Raw genomic sequence first — 15,149 nt, forward strand, 5'->3', positions numbered from 1 at the left:
ACCGGTTATAAAACCGGTTTGTTTATTTTCTCTGACAGGCTTCTCAGCACATGATGGACATCAATCAGATTCGCGAATACTTGCCTCACCGTTATCCGTTCCTTCTGGTGGATCGCGTGGCAGAGCTGGATATTGAAGGTAAGTGGATTCGTGCCTACAAGAATGTCAGTATCAATGAGCCTTTTTTCAACGGGCACTTTCCTGAACATCCGATCATGCCTGGTGTATTGATCATTGAGGCGATGGCTCAGGCTGCTGGCATCCTGGGCTTTAAAATGATGGATTCCAAGCCAAGTGATGGCACGCTGTATTACTTTGTGGGTTCAGATAAGTTGCGTTTTCGTCAGCCAGTTGTCCCCGGTGATCAGTTGACACTGCAGGCTAAATACCTGAGTAATAAGCGTAGTATCTGGAAGTTTGAATGCACGGCCCTAGTGGACGGCAAGGAAGTCTGCTCGGCTGAAATCATCTGTGCGGAACGCAAACTATGAGTTTGATTGACCCTCGCGCCATTATCGACCCAAGTGCCAAGTTGGCTGACAACGTTGTTGTTGGTCCTTGGTCAATTATTGGGGCCGATGTGGAAATTGCCGAGGGTACGGTCATTGCCTCTCATGTAGTGGTTAAAGGCCCTACGAAGATTGGTAAGAATAACCGTATCTATCAGTTCTCCAGTATTGGGGAAGATACGCCAGACCTTAAGTACCGTGGCGAACCTACCCGATTGGTCATTGGTGACGATAACGTCATCCGTGAAGGGGTGACGATTCACCGTGGCACGGTTCAGGATCGTAGTGAAACGACAATCGGCAACCACAACCTGATCATGGCGTATGCTCACATTGGGCATGATAGTGTGATCGGTAACCACTGCATTCTGGTTAACAATACAGCGTTGGCCGGGCATGTGTGGGTTGATGACTGGGCGATTCTGTCGGGTTACACCTTGGTGCATCAGTTCTGTCATATTGGTGCCCACAGTTTCTCTGGTATGGGGACTGCGATCGGTAAGGATGTGCCTGCTTTTGTTACGGTATTTGGTAATCCGGCTGAAGCTCGCAGTATGAACTTTGAAGGCATGCGCCGCCGTGGTTTCAGCGCTGAAACTATTACTGCACTGCGCAGGGCATACAAGACCGTCTACCGCCAGGGTTTGACCGTTGAGCAGGCTATGTCTGAGCTGGATGAGTCTGCCGCTACCTTCCCGGAGGTTGCGATCTTCCGTGACTCGATCCTAGCATCCAAACGCGGCATTACCCGCTAAGTCATGACTGAATTATTGACGGTCGCACTGGTCGCGGGTGAGGCCTCTGGTGATATTCTCGGTGCTGGCCTGATGCAGGCGCTGAAGGCCCGTCACCCCAATGTCAAGTTTATTGGCGTCGGTGGTCCGCTGATGGCGGCCCAAGGCCTAACTTCCTACTTCCCGATGGAACGTCTGGCCGTAATGGGGCTGGTTGAGGTGCTGGGGCGATTGCCTGAGCTACTGTCGCGCCGTAAGCGTCTGATCCGTACGTTGATTGATGAGAAACCGGATGTCTTCATCGGAATTGACGCTCCCGACTTCAACCTTGGTGTTGAACTGAAACTGCGTCAGGCTGGGATCAAGACCGTGCATTATGTGAGCCCGTCCGTCTGGGCGTGGCGGCAAAAGCGTGTGTTGAAGATTCGCGAAGCCTGCGACTTGATGCTGACCCTGTTTCCGTTTGAAGCCCGGTTCTATGAAGAGCATCAAGTCCCTGTGCGCTTTGTAGGGCATCCACTGGCAGACACCATTGCCTTGGAGTCCGATCGTGCTGCCGCTCGCTTAGCGCTCAACTTGCCTGCCGATGCTCCTGTCGTGGCTTTGATGCCGGGTAGTCGTGGCGGAGAAGTGGCCAAACTCGGTAGTCTGTTTCTTGATTCGGCTGAGCGCTTACAAGCGATGCGCCCAGGTATTCAGTTTGTGCTGCCTTGTGCCAGTCCTGAGCGCCGCGCTCAGCTTGAGCAGATGCTGTCCGGGCGTAATCTACCGCTTACGCTGCTCGATGGGCGCTCCCATGAAGCACTCGCTGCATGTGATGCAGTGCTGATTGCTTCAGGTACTGCGACCCTAGAAGCGCTGCTCTATAAGCGTCCAATGGTGGTGGCCTATAAAGTCGCGCCAATGACCTACCGGATCCTCAAACGGCTGGTCACCAGTGCATATATATCGTTACCCAACCTACTGGCTCAGCGTTTGTTGGTGCCCGAGATGATCCAGGATGCGGCAACGCCTGATGCCCTTGCTGAGTCGTTGTCCCCGCTTATTGATGGTGGTGAGATTCAGACTGAAGGGTTTGATGAGATTCACCGGGCGCTGCGCCGTGACGCGTCCAGGCAGGCGGCTGATGCTGTGTTGCAACTGGTGGGGAGTAACTGATGCAGCTGGGTATGGATTTTTCGCTCGTCCAAGAATTGGTAGCAGGTGTCGATGAAGTGGGACGTGGCCCGCTTTGTGGTGCTGTTGTGACTGCTGCTGTGATTCTGGATCCCGCGCGGCCGATCATTGGCTTGAATGACTCAAAGAAGCTCACCGAAGCTCGTCGCGAAAAGCTCTTTGACGAGATTAAGGAAAAGGCATTGGCGTGGTGCATCGCCCGTGCTGAAATCGAGGAAATTGATCAGCTCAATATCCTCCAGGCGACCATGTTGGCAATGCAGAGAGCCGTTGAAGGGTTGAGCGTTAAGCCAGAGCTCGCACTAATCGACGGTAATCGCTGCCCTAAACTCAATGTACCGAGTGCTGCTGTGGTTAAAGGCGACAGTCAAGTTCCGGCTATTGCAGCTGCTTCAATCTTGGCTAAAGTCAGCCGCGACCGGGAGATGCTGGTGTTGGATCAGCAGTATCCAGGTTACGGCATCGCCGGGCATAAGGGATACCCAACCCCGGTGCACCTAGAGGCGCTGCGGCGACTGGGGCCAACGCCGATTCACCGCCGCTCGTTCGGGCCAGTCAAGGCGCTGCTGCAAGACTGAATGGGTCAACTTTTGCCTAAATGGCAGGTCTGAACTTACGCTTGTAGCGTGCCTGCCGCTTGGCTGTACAATCCCTCCTTTGTCGTTTCTCCTGCTTTATTTAGGGCTGCCATGACTCCTTCATTCGTCCACCTGCGTCTGCATACTGAGTTTTCCCTTGTAGATGGATTGGTGCGGGTTAAACCATTGGTCAAATCAGTCGCTGCTGCTGGAATGCCGGCGGTTGCGGTTACTGATATGAGCAACATGTGCTCATTGGTTAAGTTCTACAAAACCGCCATGGGGGGAGGCATCAAGCCAATTTGCGGTGCAGACATTTGGCTGGCGAGTGCCGAAGAGGATGGCCCGCTGAGTCGCATGACCTTGCTGGCCATGAACGCCAAGGGCTATCGCAATCTTACAGAACTGGTTTCCCGTGGCTGGACCGAAGGGCAAAGTAACGATTTGGTCATTATCCAGCGGGACTGGGTCAAAGAGGCCGCTGAAGGGCTAATCGCGCTGTCTGGGGCGAAGGAAGGGGAGGTAGGTCAAGCACTGCTCAATGGTGAGGAGGCAGTTGCCCAGACTCTGCTTGAAGAGTGGATGTCGGTATTCCCAGATCGCTTCTACCTCGAACTGCAGCGAACCAATCGAGTAAATGACGAAGAATATTTGCACCTTGCAGTAGCGCTGGCTGATCGCTGTGGCGCACCTCTGGTTGCGACCAACGATGTGCGTTTCCTCAAGCAAGACGATTTCGAGGCCCACGAAACACGCGTTTGTATTGGTGAGGGGCGTACGTTGGATGATCCCCGGCGCCCGCGTACATACTCCGATCAGCAGTACCTCAAATCTCCTGCGGAAATGGCGGAGCTGTTCAGCGACCTGCCAGAAGCGTTGGAAAACACTGTTGAAATTGCCAAACGCTGCAATATCGAAGTTCAGTTAGGCAAATACTTTCTGCCCGACTTCCCCACGCCAAATGGCATGGGTATTGATGATTATCTGCGCCATGCTTCATTCGAGGGGCTGGAAGAGCGTTTGGCGGTTCTGTTGCCGAAAGACACGCCTGACTACGAATCCAAGCGCCAGGTGTATGTCGATCGACTTAACTTCGAACTGGATATCATCATCCAGATGGGGTTCCCCGGCTACTTCCTGATCGTTATGGACTTCATTAAGTGGGCCAAGAATAACGGTGTGCCGGTAGGGCCTGGTCGTGGTTCGGGTGCGGGCTCCCTTGTAGCGTACGTGCTTAAAATTACCGACCTTGATCCGTTGGCTTATGACCTGCTGTTCGAACGCTTCCTCAACCCAGAACGTATTTCCATGCCCGACTTCGACGTCGACTTCTGCATGGAGGGTCGCGATCGGGTGATTGATTATGTAGCCGAGGCGTACGGGCGTAATGCTGTAAGTCAGATCATCACCTTCGGCAGTATGGCGGCTAAGGCTGTTGTCCGCGACGTGGCACGGGTACAAGGCAAGTCTTATGGCCTGGCTGACCGCCTGTCGAAGATGATTCCATTTGAAGTCGGCATGACGCTGGAAAAAGCCTTCGAGATGGAAGAGCCCCTGCGCGACTTCCTCAAGAATGATGAAGAGGCGGCTGAAATATGGGACATGGCCCTCAAGCTGGAGGGTATTACCCGTGGCACCGGTAAGCACGCCGGTGGTGTCGTTATCGCGCCCACCAAACTGACAGACTTTGCCCCCATTGCCTGCGATGAAGAGGGCGGTGGCCTCGTAACCCAGTTTGATAAGGATGACGTAGAGGCTGCGGGCTTGGTGAAGTTCGACTTCCTTGGTCTGCGCACGCTTACCATCATCAAGTGGGCGATGGAAATCATTAACCGCGAGCAGGCCAAGAAAGGCCTGGAACCGGTGAATATTGATTTCATTCCGCTGGATGACAAAGCCACCTACGCCATGCTGCAAAAGGCTGAAACCACAGCGGTGTTCCAGCTTGAATCCCGTGGCATGAAGGAGTTGATCAAGAAGCTCAAGCCTGACTGCCTAGAGGACATGATCGCTCTGGTGGCGCTGTTCCGTCCCGGCCCACTGCAATCAGGCATGGTGGACGACTTTATCAACCGTAAGCATGGTCGCGCTGAGTTGTCCTACCCACATCCGGACTACCAGTACGCCGGACTGGAGCCTGTACTGAAGCCGACTTACGGCATCATCCTGTATCAGGAGCAGGTGATGCAGATCGCGCAGGTCATGGCTGGTTATACCCTGGGCGGTGCGGACATGCTGCGCCGGGCCATGGGTAAGAAAAAGCCCGAGGAAATGGCCAAGCAGCGCGGCGGCTTCATTGAAGGTTGCGCCAAGAACAATATTGATGCGGACCTCGCGGGAAACATCTTTGACCTGGTAGAGAAGTTTGCTGGCTACGGCTTCAACAAGTCGCACTCAGCTGCATATGGTCTGGTTTCGTATCAGACGGCCTGGTTGAAAACGCACTTCCCCGCACCATTCATGGCTGCGGTGCTGACTGCGGATATGCAGAACACCGACAAGGTTGTGACGCTGATTGAAGAGTGTCGCAGCATGAAGCTGCGCATCGTGGCGCCGGACGTCAATAACTCAGAATTTCGTTTTACCGTGGATGATGACGGCCAGATCGTATATGGCTTGGGCGCGATTAAAGGAGTTGGCGAGGGGCCGGTTGAGGCCATTACGGAATGCCGCAATGCGGGTGGGCCGTTCAAAACGCTGTTCGATTTCTGTGACCGCGTAGACCTTAAGCGAATTAACAAGCGCACCCTTGAAGCACTGATCCGCGCAGGTGCATTGGATCGCCTTGGACCACATTTTTACGATGAGCCCAAAGCGTATCAGGCCAATATCGATCGCAATCGGGCTGTTTTACAGGCTGCGATGGAGGAAGCTATTCAAGCAGCAGAGCAGACCGCCCGCAGCCATGACAGCGGCCATATGGATCTGTTCGGTGGGGTGTTCGCGGACGCTGAGGCGGATGTGTACGCTAACCACCGTAATGCCCGTGAGTGGACGCTTAAAGAGCGTCTTAAAGGTGAGAAAGATACGCTGGGTCTCTACCTAACGGGGCACCCGATTGATGAGTACGAAGGCGAAGTTCGTCGTTTTGCCCGGCAGAGGATTATTGATCTCAAGCCGTCACGTGAAACACAGACTGTGGCCGGTCTGGTTATCAACCTGCGGGTGATGAAGAACAAAAAGGGTGACAAGATGGGCTTCATCACCCTGGATGATCGATCAGGGCGGATTGAGGCATCATTGTTTTCTGAAGCCTTTAACAATGCCCAGGCACTGTTGCAGACGGATGCGCTGGTGGTGGTTGAAGGGGAGGTCAGTAATGACGACTTCTCCGGCGGTATGCGCCTGCGGGCCAAGCGGGTGATGAGCTTGGAGGAGGCCCGTACAGGATTGGCAGAAAGCCTGCGCCTCAAGGTTTCCTCAGCCGACCTGCAAGGCGATCGTCTGCGCTGGCTGGAGGATTTATGCAAGCGGCATAAGGGGGCTTGCCCAATCAGTGTTGATTACACGCGTGATGATGCGAAAGCGCTGTTGCAGTTCGGTGAGCAGTGGCAAATCGAGCCAGCTGACACTCTGATTCAAGCATTGCGTGACCAGTTCGGCCGCGACAACGTCTTTCTGCACTACCGCTAGAAAATGATGGGCGAAAGCCTCGCCCTGCGGAATTGGCATCCGAGTTGTTCTGCACTGAAAAATTTCGTGCAGAACCGGGTGTCGACCAGAGTGCGCTTGCTGCTATAAGGTAGAGCGCTATTACGGATACAGCTCCCCGGCCACTCGGCCGTCGACGCAAGACGGATGAATATGAACCCGAATTATCTCGATTTCGAACAGCCGATCGCCGACCTGCAAGCCAAGATCGAAGAGCTTCGCCTGGTTGGTAACGACAACTCGTTGAACATCAGCGATGAAATCGCCCGCCTGCAAGACAAGAGTCAATCTCTGACGGCCAGCATTTTTGGCAATCTCAGCAGCTGGCAGATTGCGCAATTGGCGCGCCATCCGCGCCGTCCTTACACGCTGGACTATCTTCAGCACGTGTTCACCGAGTTCGATGAGCTGCATGGTGATCGCCACTTCTCGGACGACGCAGCCATCGTGGGTGGTGTGGCCCGTCTTGATGGTCAGCCGGTGATGGTTATTGGTCACCAGAAAGGCCGTGAAATTCGCGAAAAGGTTCGCCGTAACTTCGGTATGCCGCGTCCTGAGGGATATCGCAAAGCGTGCCGCCTGATGGAAATGGCTGAGCGCTTCAAGATGCCGATCATTACCTTCATTGATACACCGGGCGCATATCCGGGTATTGATGCAGAGGAGCGCAACCAGAGTGAGGCAATTGCCTGGAACCTGCGCGTAATGGCTCGCTTGAAAACCCCGATCATCGCCACTGTAATCGGAGAGGGTGGTTCTGGTGGTGCCCTGGCCATCGGTGTGTGTGATCAGTTGAACATGCTGCAATACTCCACCTATTCGGTTATCTCGCCGGAAGGTTGTGCTTCGATCCTGTGGAAGACGGCTGAGAAAGCGCCGGACGCCGCCGAGGCCATGGGTATCACTGCTGAGCGTCTGAAAGGTCTGGGTATCGTTGATCAGGTGATCAATGAGCCGCTGGGTGGCGCCCATAGCAACCCGGCAGCTGCAGCAGAGTCGATTCGCCAGGCTTTGTTGGAACAGTTGAAAACCCTCAAGGCGCTCGATACTGACACGCTGCTGAAGCGTCGTTATGAGCGCCTGATGAGCTACGGCATTGCCTAAATGATCTTGCGTGCCAGGTTGCTGGAGCATCTGGCTCCCTGGCGCGCAGCTTCAGCCTGGCGGGTAGCGTTTTCCGGCGGGCTTGATTCCACGGTGTTGCTACACCTGCTGGCAACGCTTGCGCAAGGCGAGCGGCTTCCTCCCATTTCTGCCATTCATATTCATCACGGTCTACAGGCTGCCGCTGACGCGTGGCCGGCTCATTGTCGCGCTGTGTGCGAAGCGTTGGGCGTGTCCTTGGATGTGGTCTATGTACAAGTTAAGCAGCAGGCGAGTATCGAGCAGGCCGCGCGTGACGCCCGTTATCGGGCGTTCGCCGAGACCCTTGCTCATAACGAGTTGTTGCTAACGGCCCAGCACCGTGATGATCAGGCTGAGACGTTGCTTTTCCGCCTTTTGCGCGGTGCGGGCGTGCGGGGCTTGTCTGCTATGAGGCCACATCGACCTTTAGGGCAGGGCTATCTGCTAAGGCCATTGTTGGATGTCCCCCGTGCTGAGCTTTTGGCTTATGCGCAGCGAGAGGGATTGTGCTGGGTGGAGGATCCCTCTAATGCTGATCAACGTTATGCCCGTAATTACTTGCGACAGCAGGTAATGCCCATGCTAGAGCAGCGCTGGCCACTTGCTGCAAGTAACATGGCAAGGGCTGCTGGGTTCTTGACCGAGGCTGGAGAGTTGTTGGATGAGCTTGCTGTGGCGGATCTCCACGCCGCCCAGGCAACGAGCGTGTTCCCCTGGTTGACGGTCCCGGCGCTTTCATTGCCTGCATTGCGCGGATTGAGTGAATCGCGACAGCGTAATGCCTTGCGCTATTGGCTGCGCCCACTGACCCGAATGCCTGATGCCGGGCATTGGGCAGGTTGGGAGGCTGTGCGCGATGCTGGGCCAGATGCATCGCCGCTGTGGCGTCTTGATTCTGGTGAAGTGCGGCGCAGTCATGATTGCATCTGGTGGCTGGGTGGCGATTGGTTGAAGGCGGTAAAAAGGCAGGAGTGGTCTGTTTCCTCTGCTCAAGTGCTCGATCTGCCAGGTAATGGGCAGGTTGTTGTTGAGGGAGAGCTAGGGGACGGTAACTGGACTGTCGGTTACCGACAGGCGGGCGAGGCCATGCATGTCCTTGGGCGCGGCCATCGCGATTTGAAGCGACTGCTCAATGAGTGGCGCTTGCCCGTGTTCGTACGTGACCGTTTGCCGCTATTGCGCAAAAATGGGACGGTTGTAGCGCTTGCCAACAGGCCTGAGCTGCGCTCCAGCAGTGCGCAGAGCTGCGTAATTCGCTGGATTCCTCCGACGAGTGATCAAGGTTTGAGCTGATAAGGCCTTTAGGGTAGACTACGCTCCCGTCTTACTACAGCTTTTGTCGTCTCCTCTGGAGTCGGCACGGCTAGCTCATTGCTGAATGCAATGGGTGGCTTCAGTTTTCCTTCGCTTTCTCCGGCGGCGTAGACCGCCTAAACGCAGACTTCTAGGGTTTTTCATGACGCGCTACATATTCGTCACAGGTGGTGTTGTTTCTTCATTGGGGAAAGGCATTGCCTCGGCATCTTTGGCGGCTATCCTGGAGGCGCGGGGCCTGAAGGTCACCATGCTCAAACTGGACCCCTACATTAACGTCGACCCGGGCACGATGAGCCCGTTCCAGCACGGTGAGGTGTTTGTCACCCACGACGGCGCTGAGACCGACCTTGATCTGGGCCACTATGAGCGGTTTATCCGCACCACCATGACCCAGAACAACAACTTCACCACCGGTCGCGTGTACGAAGACGTACTGCGCCGTGAGCGCCGTGGTGATTATCTGGGAGCAACCATCCAGGTTATTCCGCACATCACTGACGAGATCAAGCGTCGCATCATCAAAGGCGCCGCTGGTGCTGATGTTGCCATGGTTGAAATTGGCGGTACCGTGGGGGACATCGAGTCGCAGCCGTTCCTCGAGGCGATTCGCCAACTGCGTGTAGAAGTGGGCGCTAAGCGTGCCATGCTGATGCACCTGACTCTGGTTCCGTACATCGCCACTGCTGGCGAAACCAAGACCAAGCCGACTCAGCATTCCGTTAAGGAGCTGCGTTCCATCGGTTTGCAGCCAGATGTGCTGATCTGCCGTTCTGATCACCCGATTGATGTAGCTTCGCGTCGCAAGATTGCGTTGTTCACCAACGTTGAAGAGCGCGCAGTGATCTCGCTTGAAGACGTCGATACCATCTACAAGATTCCGGGCGTTCTGCATGCTCAGGGGCTGGATGACTTCGTTGTTGAGCGTTTCGCTCTGGAGTGTGGCAGCGCTGACCTCTCAGAGTGGGATCGAGTGGTTGATGCCAAGCTCAACCCTGAAAAAGAAGTCACTATCGCCATGGTCGGTAAGTACATGGAGCTGTTGGATGCATACAAGTCGCTGATTGAGGCGATGAGTCATGCTGGCATCCAGAATCGCACCAAAGTGAACCTGCGTTACATCGATTCTGAAGACATCGAAAACAAAGGTACTGACATACTGGAAGGCGTTGATGCCATTCTTGTTCCGGGTGGTTTCGGTCTTCGTGGCGTCGAGGGCAAGATCAAGACTGTTCAATACGCTCGCGAGAACAAAATTCCTTACTTGGGTATTTGCCTGGGTATGCAGGTCGCTGTTATCGAATATGCCCGCAACGTGCTGGGCTGGAAGGATGCCAACTCCACTGAGTTCGATGCTGCAAGCCAGCATCCGGTCGTTGGTCTGATTACTGAGTGGCAGGATGCGAGTGGCGCAACTGAACAGCGTACAGATGCCTCTGATCTGGGTGGCACCATGCGTTTGGGCGGGCAGGAGTGTCAGCTTGAAGCTGGCTCGCAGGTTCATGCCTGTTATGGCAAGGACGTAATCGTAGAACGTCACCGCCACCGCTATGAGGTGAATAACAACCTGCTGCCGCAGTTGACTGCTGCAGGTCTGAAGATCACCGGCCGGTCCAGCGATGGTGCTCTGGTTGAAGTGGTTGAAGCTCCGGACCATCCGTGGTTCGTGGCGTGCCAGTTCCACCCTGAGTTCACTTCGACTCCACGTGACGGCCACCCGCTGTTCAGTGGTTTCGTCAATGCAGCACTGGCCCAGCAAGCAAGGAAAGCCTGATTTATGGCGCAGAAGATCATCAGGGTCGGCAACATTGAGATTGCCAACGACAAACCTTTTGTCCTGTTCGGTGGGATCAATGTTATTGAGTCCCGTGACTTGGCAATGAGAGCCTGTGAAGAATACGTGCGTGTGACCGAAAAGCTCGGCATTCCCTACGTGTTTAAAGCGAGTTTCGACAAGGCTAACCGCTCTTCGATCAACTCGTTCCGCGGCCCAGGTCTGGAAGAGGGGATGAAGGTTTTCGAGGAAATCAAAAAGACCTTCGCCGTTCCTGTGATCACTGATGTGCACGAGCCTTATCAGGCGCAGCCTGTGGCTGATGTGTGCGACATTATCCAGTTGCCTGCTTTCCTGTCCCGTCAGACTGATCTGGTGGTGGCGATGGCTAAAACTGGTGCCGTAATCAACATTAAGAAGGCACAGTTCCTCGCACCTCAGGAAATGAAACATATCCTGACGAAGTGCGAAGAGGCCGGTAACGATCAATTGATCCTGTGTGAGCGCGGCTCGTCTTTTGGCTACAACAACTTAGTTGTAGATATGCTGGGCTTTGGCATCATGAAGCAGACTAACTACCCGGTTTTCTTCGATGTGACCCATGCACTGCAAATGCCGGGTGGTCGTGCTGATTCAGCTGGTGGTCGCCGTGCTCAGGTCACAGACCTGGCTAAAGCTGGCATGAGCCAGGGTTTGGCAGGTCTGTTCCTTGAAGCCCACCCGGATCCTGACAACGCCAAATGCGATGGGCCGTGCGCCTTGCGCTTGGACAAGCTTGAGCCGTTCTTAACTCAGCTCAAGCAACTGGATGATTTGATCAAGAGTTTTGCACCCATCGAAACAGCCTGATCAGGCTGGTTCGATCTCGCACCTTTAAGGCTTCTGCTTTAGTGTCGCAGAGCAGGCAGTAAGCACTAGAGGTGCAGCTATTACCCTTCCTCAATATTTTGGAGTGCTACACGCAATGGCAAAAATCGTCGACATCAAGGGCCGCGAGGTTCTGGATTCCCGTGGTAACCCGACTGTGGAAGCCGACGTAATCCTCGAAGGCGGCATCATCGGTAGCGCTTGTGCGCCGTCCGGTGCATCTACCGGTTCCCGTGAAGCACTGGAGCTGCGTGATGGCGACAAGAGCCGTTACCTGGGTAAAGGTGTTCTGAAGGCTGTAGCAAACATCAATGGTCCGATTCGCGATCTGTTGCTGGGCAAAGATGCCATCGATCAGCAAGCGCTGGACCGCGCGATGATTGAACTGGACGGTACCGAGAATAAGGCCTCTCTGGGCGCTAACGCCATTCTGGCTGTATCTCTGGCTGCTGCCAAAGCTGCTGCACAGGCCAAGGGCGTCCCTTTGTACGCACACATTGCTGACCTGAACGGCACTCCGGGTGTTTATTCCATGCCGGTTCCGATGATGAACATCATCAACGGCGGTGAGCACGCCGATAACAACGTCGATATTCAGGAGTTCATGGTGCAGCCGGTTGGCGCCAAGAACTTTGCTGATGCTCTGCGTATGGGCGCTGAAATCTTCCACCACCTTAAAGCCGTTCTGAAGGCTCGCGGCCTGAACACTGCCGTGGGCGATGAAGGTGGTTTTGCACCAAACCTGTCTTCCAACGAAGACGCTTTGGCCGCTATTGCTGAGGCTGTTGCTAACGCCGGTTACAAACTGGGTGACGACGTTACTCTGGCGCTGGACTGCGCTTCGAGCGAGTTCTTCAAGGATGGTCAGTATGATCTGGCTGGCGAAGGGAAAGTATTCAGTGCTGAAGGTTTTGCTGATTACCTGGCTGGCCTGACCCAGCGTTATCCGATCATCTCCATCGAAGACGGCATGGATGAGTCGGACTGGGCTGGCTGGAAAGTCCTGACTGACAAGATCGGCGAGAAGGTTCAACTGGTTGGTGACGATCTGTTCGTAACCAACACTAAGATCCTCAAGCGTGGCATTGAAGAGAAGATCGGCAACTCAATTCTGATCAAATTCAACCAGATCGGTTCGCTGACAGAGACTCTGGAAGCTATTCAGATGGCAAAAGCCGCTGGCTTCACTGCAGTGATCTCTCACCGCAGCGGTGAAACTGAAGACAGCACCATTGCTGACTTGGCTGTCGGTACTGCTGCTGGCCAGATCAAGACTGGCTCGCTGTGCCGTTCTGATCGCGTCTCCAAGTACAACCAACTGCTGCGTATTGAAGAGCAACTGGCTGGCAAGGCTCCGTATAAGGGGCGTGCTGAGTTCCGTGGCTGATCTAGGCAGCGGTAACTTGTACTGACTATCGCTTTGTTTCGCGGTACTCGTTTTTTCGTGGACCAAGGCATGGTAAAAGAGGGGCGGCTTTAGTCGCCCCTTGTTTTTCTGGAAACTGTTTCATCTATGCGTAATCAATCATTCTGGGTGTTTGTCGTGCTACTGGCTTTGCTGGCTGGCCTGCAGTATCGCCTGTGGGTGGGTGATGGCAGCCTTGCCCAAGTGCGCGAGCTCAAACAGCAGATTCTTGATCAGCAAGGTGAAAACCAACAGTTGCAAGAGCGAAACCGTATTCTTGAGGCTGAGGTGATGGAGCTTAAAAGCGGTATGGAAACCGTCGAAGAGCGTGCTCGTCACGAGCTAGGCATGCTCAAAGAAGGTGAAACCCTTTATCAGTTGGCCGAATGACCCACTCCGAACACGCTCCCTTTTTCTGGGCTCTTATCCCTGCTGCCGGAATTGGCAGTCGCATGCGTGCTGACCGGCCCAAGCAGTATTTGCATCTGGCCGAGAAAACCATCATTGAGCACACCCTGGATTGCTTTCTCAGTCACCCGCAATTGCGTGGGATTGTTGTTAGCTTGGCTGAACATGACCCTTATTGGCCAGGCCTTCCATGTGCGGCTGATGAGCGCATATCCCGTGCTGAAGGCGGTGCTGAACGTGCCGATTCGGTGCTTAGTGGTTTGCTCAAACTGACAGAGCTTGGCGCCCGCGATCATGATTGGGTGCTGGTGCATGATGCGGCACGTCCCAATTTGGCTCGTGAAGACCTTGATTTACTGCTGAGCGAGTTGGCTGATGATCCTGTAGGTGGCCTGCTTGCAGTACCTGCGCGGGATACGCTCAAACGAGCAGGTGCTGATGGGCGAGTTCAGGGTACGGTTGATCGCTCAACAATTTGGCAGGCCTTCACTCCTCAAATGTTCCGTGTCGGTGAGCTGCAGCGGGCCATGGCCGAGGCGCTGATCGCTGGTGTGGCGGTGACGGATGAGGCATCTGCAGTCGAGTGGAGCGGCAAGTCGCCGAGATTGATTGAAGGTCGCTCGGACAATATCAAAGTCACTCGACCTGAAGACTTACTCACCTTGAATCGTCTTTGGCAACAGCGCACCTGATCAGGTGCGGTATTCGTTGCGTTCTGCCAGCCCCATTTTGAGATAGTCCACTAACTGCCGAACTTTGGGGGACAGGTGTCGTTGCTGTGGATACAGCGCCCATACTGCGGTATCAGGTGGTTGCTGACTTTCCAGTAAGGATACAAGCGCGCCACTGCGCAAGTGCTCTAAAACGTAATAGTCCGGTAACTGACACAAGCCCAAGCCGCGTAGCGCAGCCTCAAGTACAGCTTGGCCACTGTTGCAGCGCCAGTTACCTTTAACGCGCAAGCTGGCGTCGCTTCCGTTGGCTTGAAAGTTCCACAGATCGGAACTGCCGATTAGGCAATTGTGTCGTGCTAACTCTGAAAGGCTATGCGGTCGGCCGTAGCGCTCTAGGTAAGTAGGCGCTGCACACAGATACATCTGTCTCGGAGCAAGGCGGCTGGCGACCAAGCGTGAATCCTGCAAGCGACCCAAGCGAATGGCGAGGTCGAGCCCCTCGTGGAGCAAATCGAGGGGGCGGTTGCTTAGCTCTATTTCTACCCGCAGCTGCGAATGTTGAATCATGAAGTCGGTGACCAGCGGAACGATAAAGCGTTCGCCATAGGCGACTGCGCAGGTCATGCGCAGCAACCCTTTAGGTTCACTGCTGAGGTCGCCCATGGCGCGTAAGGCTTCTTCGCGGCCGTCTTGCAGGCGCTGACAGTGTTGCAGAAACGTGGTTCCAGCTTCTGTTAGGGCTACGCGCCGTGTACTGCGATAAAACAGGCGGGTTTGCAGACGTTCTTCGAGTCGGGCGATTTGCCGGCTGACTTGTGACGAGGACAGGCCAAGTCGTTCAGCGGCAGCGGTGAACTGGCCGCATTCTGCTACAGCCACAAATTCGTCAATACCTTCCCAGCGGCTCATGGATAGTGCTCTGATAAAGTTGATT

General features: G+C 54.8%; 13 protein-coding genes. 12 read left to right on the plus strand and 1 reads right to left on the minus strand.

Translation table 11 applies throughout. The features are described 5' to 3' along the window. Positions 1-50: 50 nt before the first annotated feature. The 12 genes from fabZ (at position 51) to ispD (ending at position 14,233) form a co-directional block, all read left to right on the plus strand. On the plus strand, positions 51-491 hold the full coding sequence (gene fabZ / locus WG219_07030; protein WXL27197.1) for a 3-hydroxyacyl-ACP dehydratase FabZ: 441 nt from the start codon (positions 51-53) through the stop codon (positions 489-491). Continuing rightward, positions 488-1,264: an acyl-ACP--UDP-N-acetylglucosamine O-acyltransferase gene (gene lpxA, locus WG219_07035; GenBank protein ID WXL27198.1), complete on the plus strand. Its 777-nt coding sequence runs from the start codon at positions 488-490 to the stop codon at positions 1,262-1,264. The genes fabZ and lpxA overlap by 4 nt, the downstream gene beginning before the upstream one ends. A 3-nt stretch (positions 1,265-1,267) precedes the next feature. After that, positions 1,268-2,401 carry a lipid-A-disaccharide synthase gene (gene lpxB, locus WG219_07040; GenBank protein ID WXL27199.1) on the plus strand — a complete coding sequence of 378 codons (1,134 nt, stop codon included), beginning with the start codon at positions 1,268-1,270 and terminating at the stop codon, positions 2,399-2,401. Beyond that, the gene (gene rnhB / locus WG219_07045; protein ID WXL27200.1) at positions 2,401-2,997 is read left to right on the plus strand and encodes a ribonuclease HII; all 597 of its coding nucleotides are present in this window, start codon (positions 2,401-2,403) and stop codon (positions 2,995-2,997) included. Before lpxB ends, rnhB begins: the two co-directional genes overlap by 1 nt. Positions 2,998-3,108: 111 nt before the next feature. Continuing rightward, the gene (gene dnaE / locus WG219_07050; protein WXL27201.1) at positions 3,109-6,630 is read left to right on the plus strand and encodes a DNA polymerase III subunit alpha; all 3,522 of its coding nucleotides are present in this window, start codon (positions 3,109-3,111) and stop codon (positions 6,628-6,630) included. Between the two features lie 171 nt (positions 6,631-6,801). Next, positions 6,802-7,752 carry an acetyl-CoA carboxylase carboxyl transferase subunit alpha gene (gene accA, locus WG219_07055; GenBank protein WXL27202.1) on the plus strand — a complete coding sequence of 317 codons (951 nt, stop codon included), beginning with the start codon at positions 6,802-6,804 and terminating at the stop codon, positions 7,750-7,752. Next, entirely contained in the window at positions 7,753-9,066 is a 1,314-nt protein-coding gene (tilS, locus tag WG219_07060) for a tRNA lysidine(34) synthetase TilS (GenBank protein WXL27203.1), read from the plus strand. A 163-nt stretch (positions 9,067-9,229) separates the two neighbouring features. Continuing rightward, entirely contained in the window at positions 9,230-10,861 is a 1,632-nt protein-coding gene (locus tag WG219_07065; GenBank protein WXL27204.1) for a CTP synthase, read from the plus strand. A gap of 3 nt (positions 10,862-10,864) precedes the next feature. Beyond that, positions 10,865-11,710 carry a 3-deoxy-8-phosphooctulonate synthase gene (gene kdsA / locus WG219_07070; GenBank protein ID WXL27205.1) on the plus strand — a complete coding sequence of 282 codons (846 nt, stop codon included), beginning with the start codon at positions 10,865-10,867 and terminating at the stop codon, positions 11,708-11,710. Positions 11,711-11,825: 115 nt separating this feature from the next. Next, complete coding sequence (gene eno / locus WG219_07075) at positions 11,826-13,115, plus strand: phosphopyruvate hydratase (GenBank protein ID WXL27206.1); 1,290 nt, start codon at positions 11,826-11,828, stop codon at positions 13,113-13,115. A 126-nt stretch (positions 13,116-13,241) separates the two neighbouring features. Beyond that, on the plus strand, positions 13,242-13,523 hold the full coding sequence (gene ftsB, locus WG219_07080) for a cell division protein FtsB (GenBank protein WXL27207.1): 282 nt from the start codon (positions 13,242-13,244) through the stop codon (positions 13,521-13,523). After that, complete coding sequence (gene ispD / locus WG219_07085; GenBank protein WXL27208.1) at positions 13,520-14,233, plus strand: 2-C-methyl-D-erythritol 4-phosphate cytidylyltransferase; 714 nt, start codon at positions 13,520-13,522, stop codon at positions 14,231-14,233. Before ftsB ends, ispD begins: the two co-directional genes overlap by 4 nt. On the opposite strand, the gene WG219_07090 is transcribed toward ispD, so the two are convergent. Further along, positions 14,234-15,124, minus strand: a complete 891-nt coding sequence (locus WG219_07090) for a LysR substrate-binding domain-containing protein (protein ID WXL27209.1) — start codon at positions 15,122-15,124, stop codon at positions 14,234-14,236. Positions 15,125-15,149: the final 25 nt, after the last annotated feature.

Origin of the sequence: Pseudomonas mendocina (genome assembly GCA_037482215.1) — a bacterium.
GTDB lineage: Bacteria > Pseudomonadota > Gammaproteobacteria > Pseudomonadales > Pseudomonadaceae > Aquipseudomonas > Aquipseudomonas mendocina_E.

What these genes read in the sequence shown, in the direction of transcription:
- fabZ (WXL27197.1), top strand. Translation starts at nt 51, where the DNA reads ATGATGGACATCAATCAGATTCGCGAATACTTGCCTCACCGTTATCCG.
- lpxA (WXL27198.1), top strand. Translation starts at nt 488, where the DNA reads ATGAGTTTGATTGACCCTCGCGCCATTATCGACCCAAGTGCCAAGTTG.
- lpxB (WXL27199.1), top strand. Translation starts at nt 1,268, where the DNA reads ATGACTGAATTATTGACGGTCGCACTGGTCGCGGGTGAGGCCTCTGGT.
- rnhB (WXL27200.1), top strand. Translation starts at nt 2,401, where the DNA reads ATGCAGCTGGGTATGGATTTTTCGCTCGTCCAAGAATTGGTAGCAGGT.
- dnaE (WXL27201.1), top strand. Translation starts at nt 3,109, where the DNA reads ATGACTCCTTCATTCGTCCACCTGCGTCTGCATACTGAGTTTTCCCTT.
- accA (WXL27202.1), top strand. Translation starts at nt 6,802, where the DNA reads ATGAACCCGAATTATCTCGATTTCGAACAGCCGATCGCCGACCTGCAA.
- tilS (WXL27203.1), top strand. Translation starts at nt 7,753, where the DNA reads ATGATCTTGCGTGCCAGGTTGCTGGAGCATCTGGCTCCCTGGCGCGCA.
- WG219_07065 (WXL27204.1), top strand. Translation starts at nt 9,230, where the DNA reads ATGACGCGCTACATATTCGTCACAGGTGGTGTTGTTTCTTCATTGGGG.
- kdsA (WXL27205.1), top strand. Translation starts at nt 10,865, where the DNA reads ATGGCGCAGAAGATCATCAGGGTCGGCAACATTGAGATTGCCAACGAC.
- eno (WXL27206.1), top strand. Translation starts at nt 11,826, where the DNA reads ATGGCAAAAATCGTCGACATCAAGGGCCGCGAGGTTCTGGATTCCCGT.
- ftsB (WXL27207.1), top strand. Translation starts at nt 13,242, where the DNA reads ATGCGTAATCAATCATTCTGGGTGTTTGTCGTGCTACTGGCTTTGCTG.
- ispD (WXL27208.1), top strand. Translation starts at nt 13,520, where the DNA reads ATGACCCACTCCGAACACGCTCCCTTTTTCTGGGCTCTTATCCCTGCT.
- WG219_07090 (WXL27209.1), bottom strand. Translation starts at nt 15,124, where the DNA reads ATGAGCCGCTGGGAAGGTATTGACGAATTTGTGGCTGTAGCAGAATGC.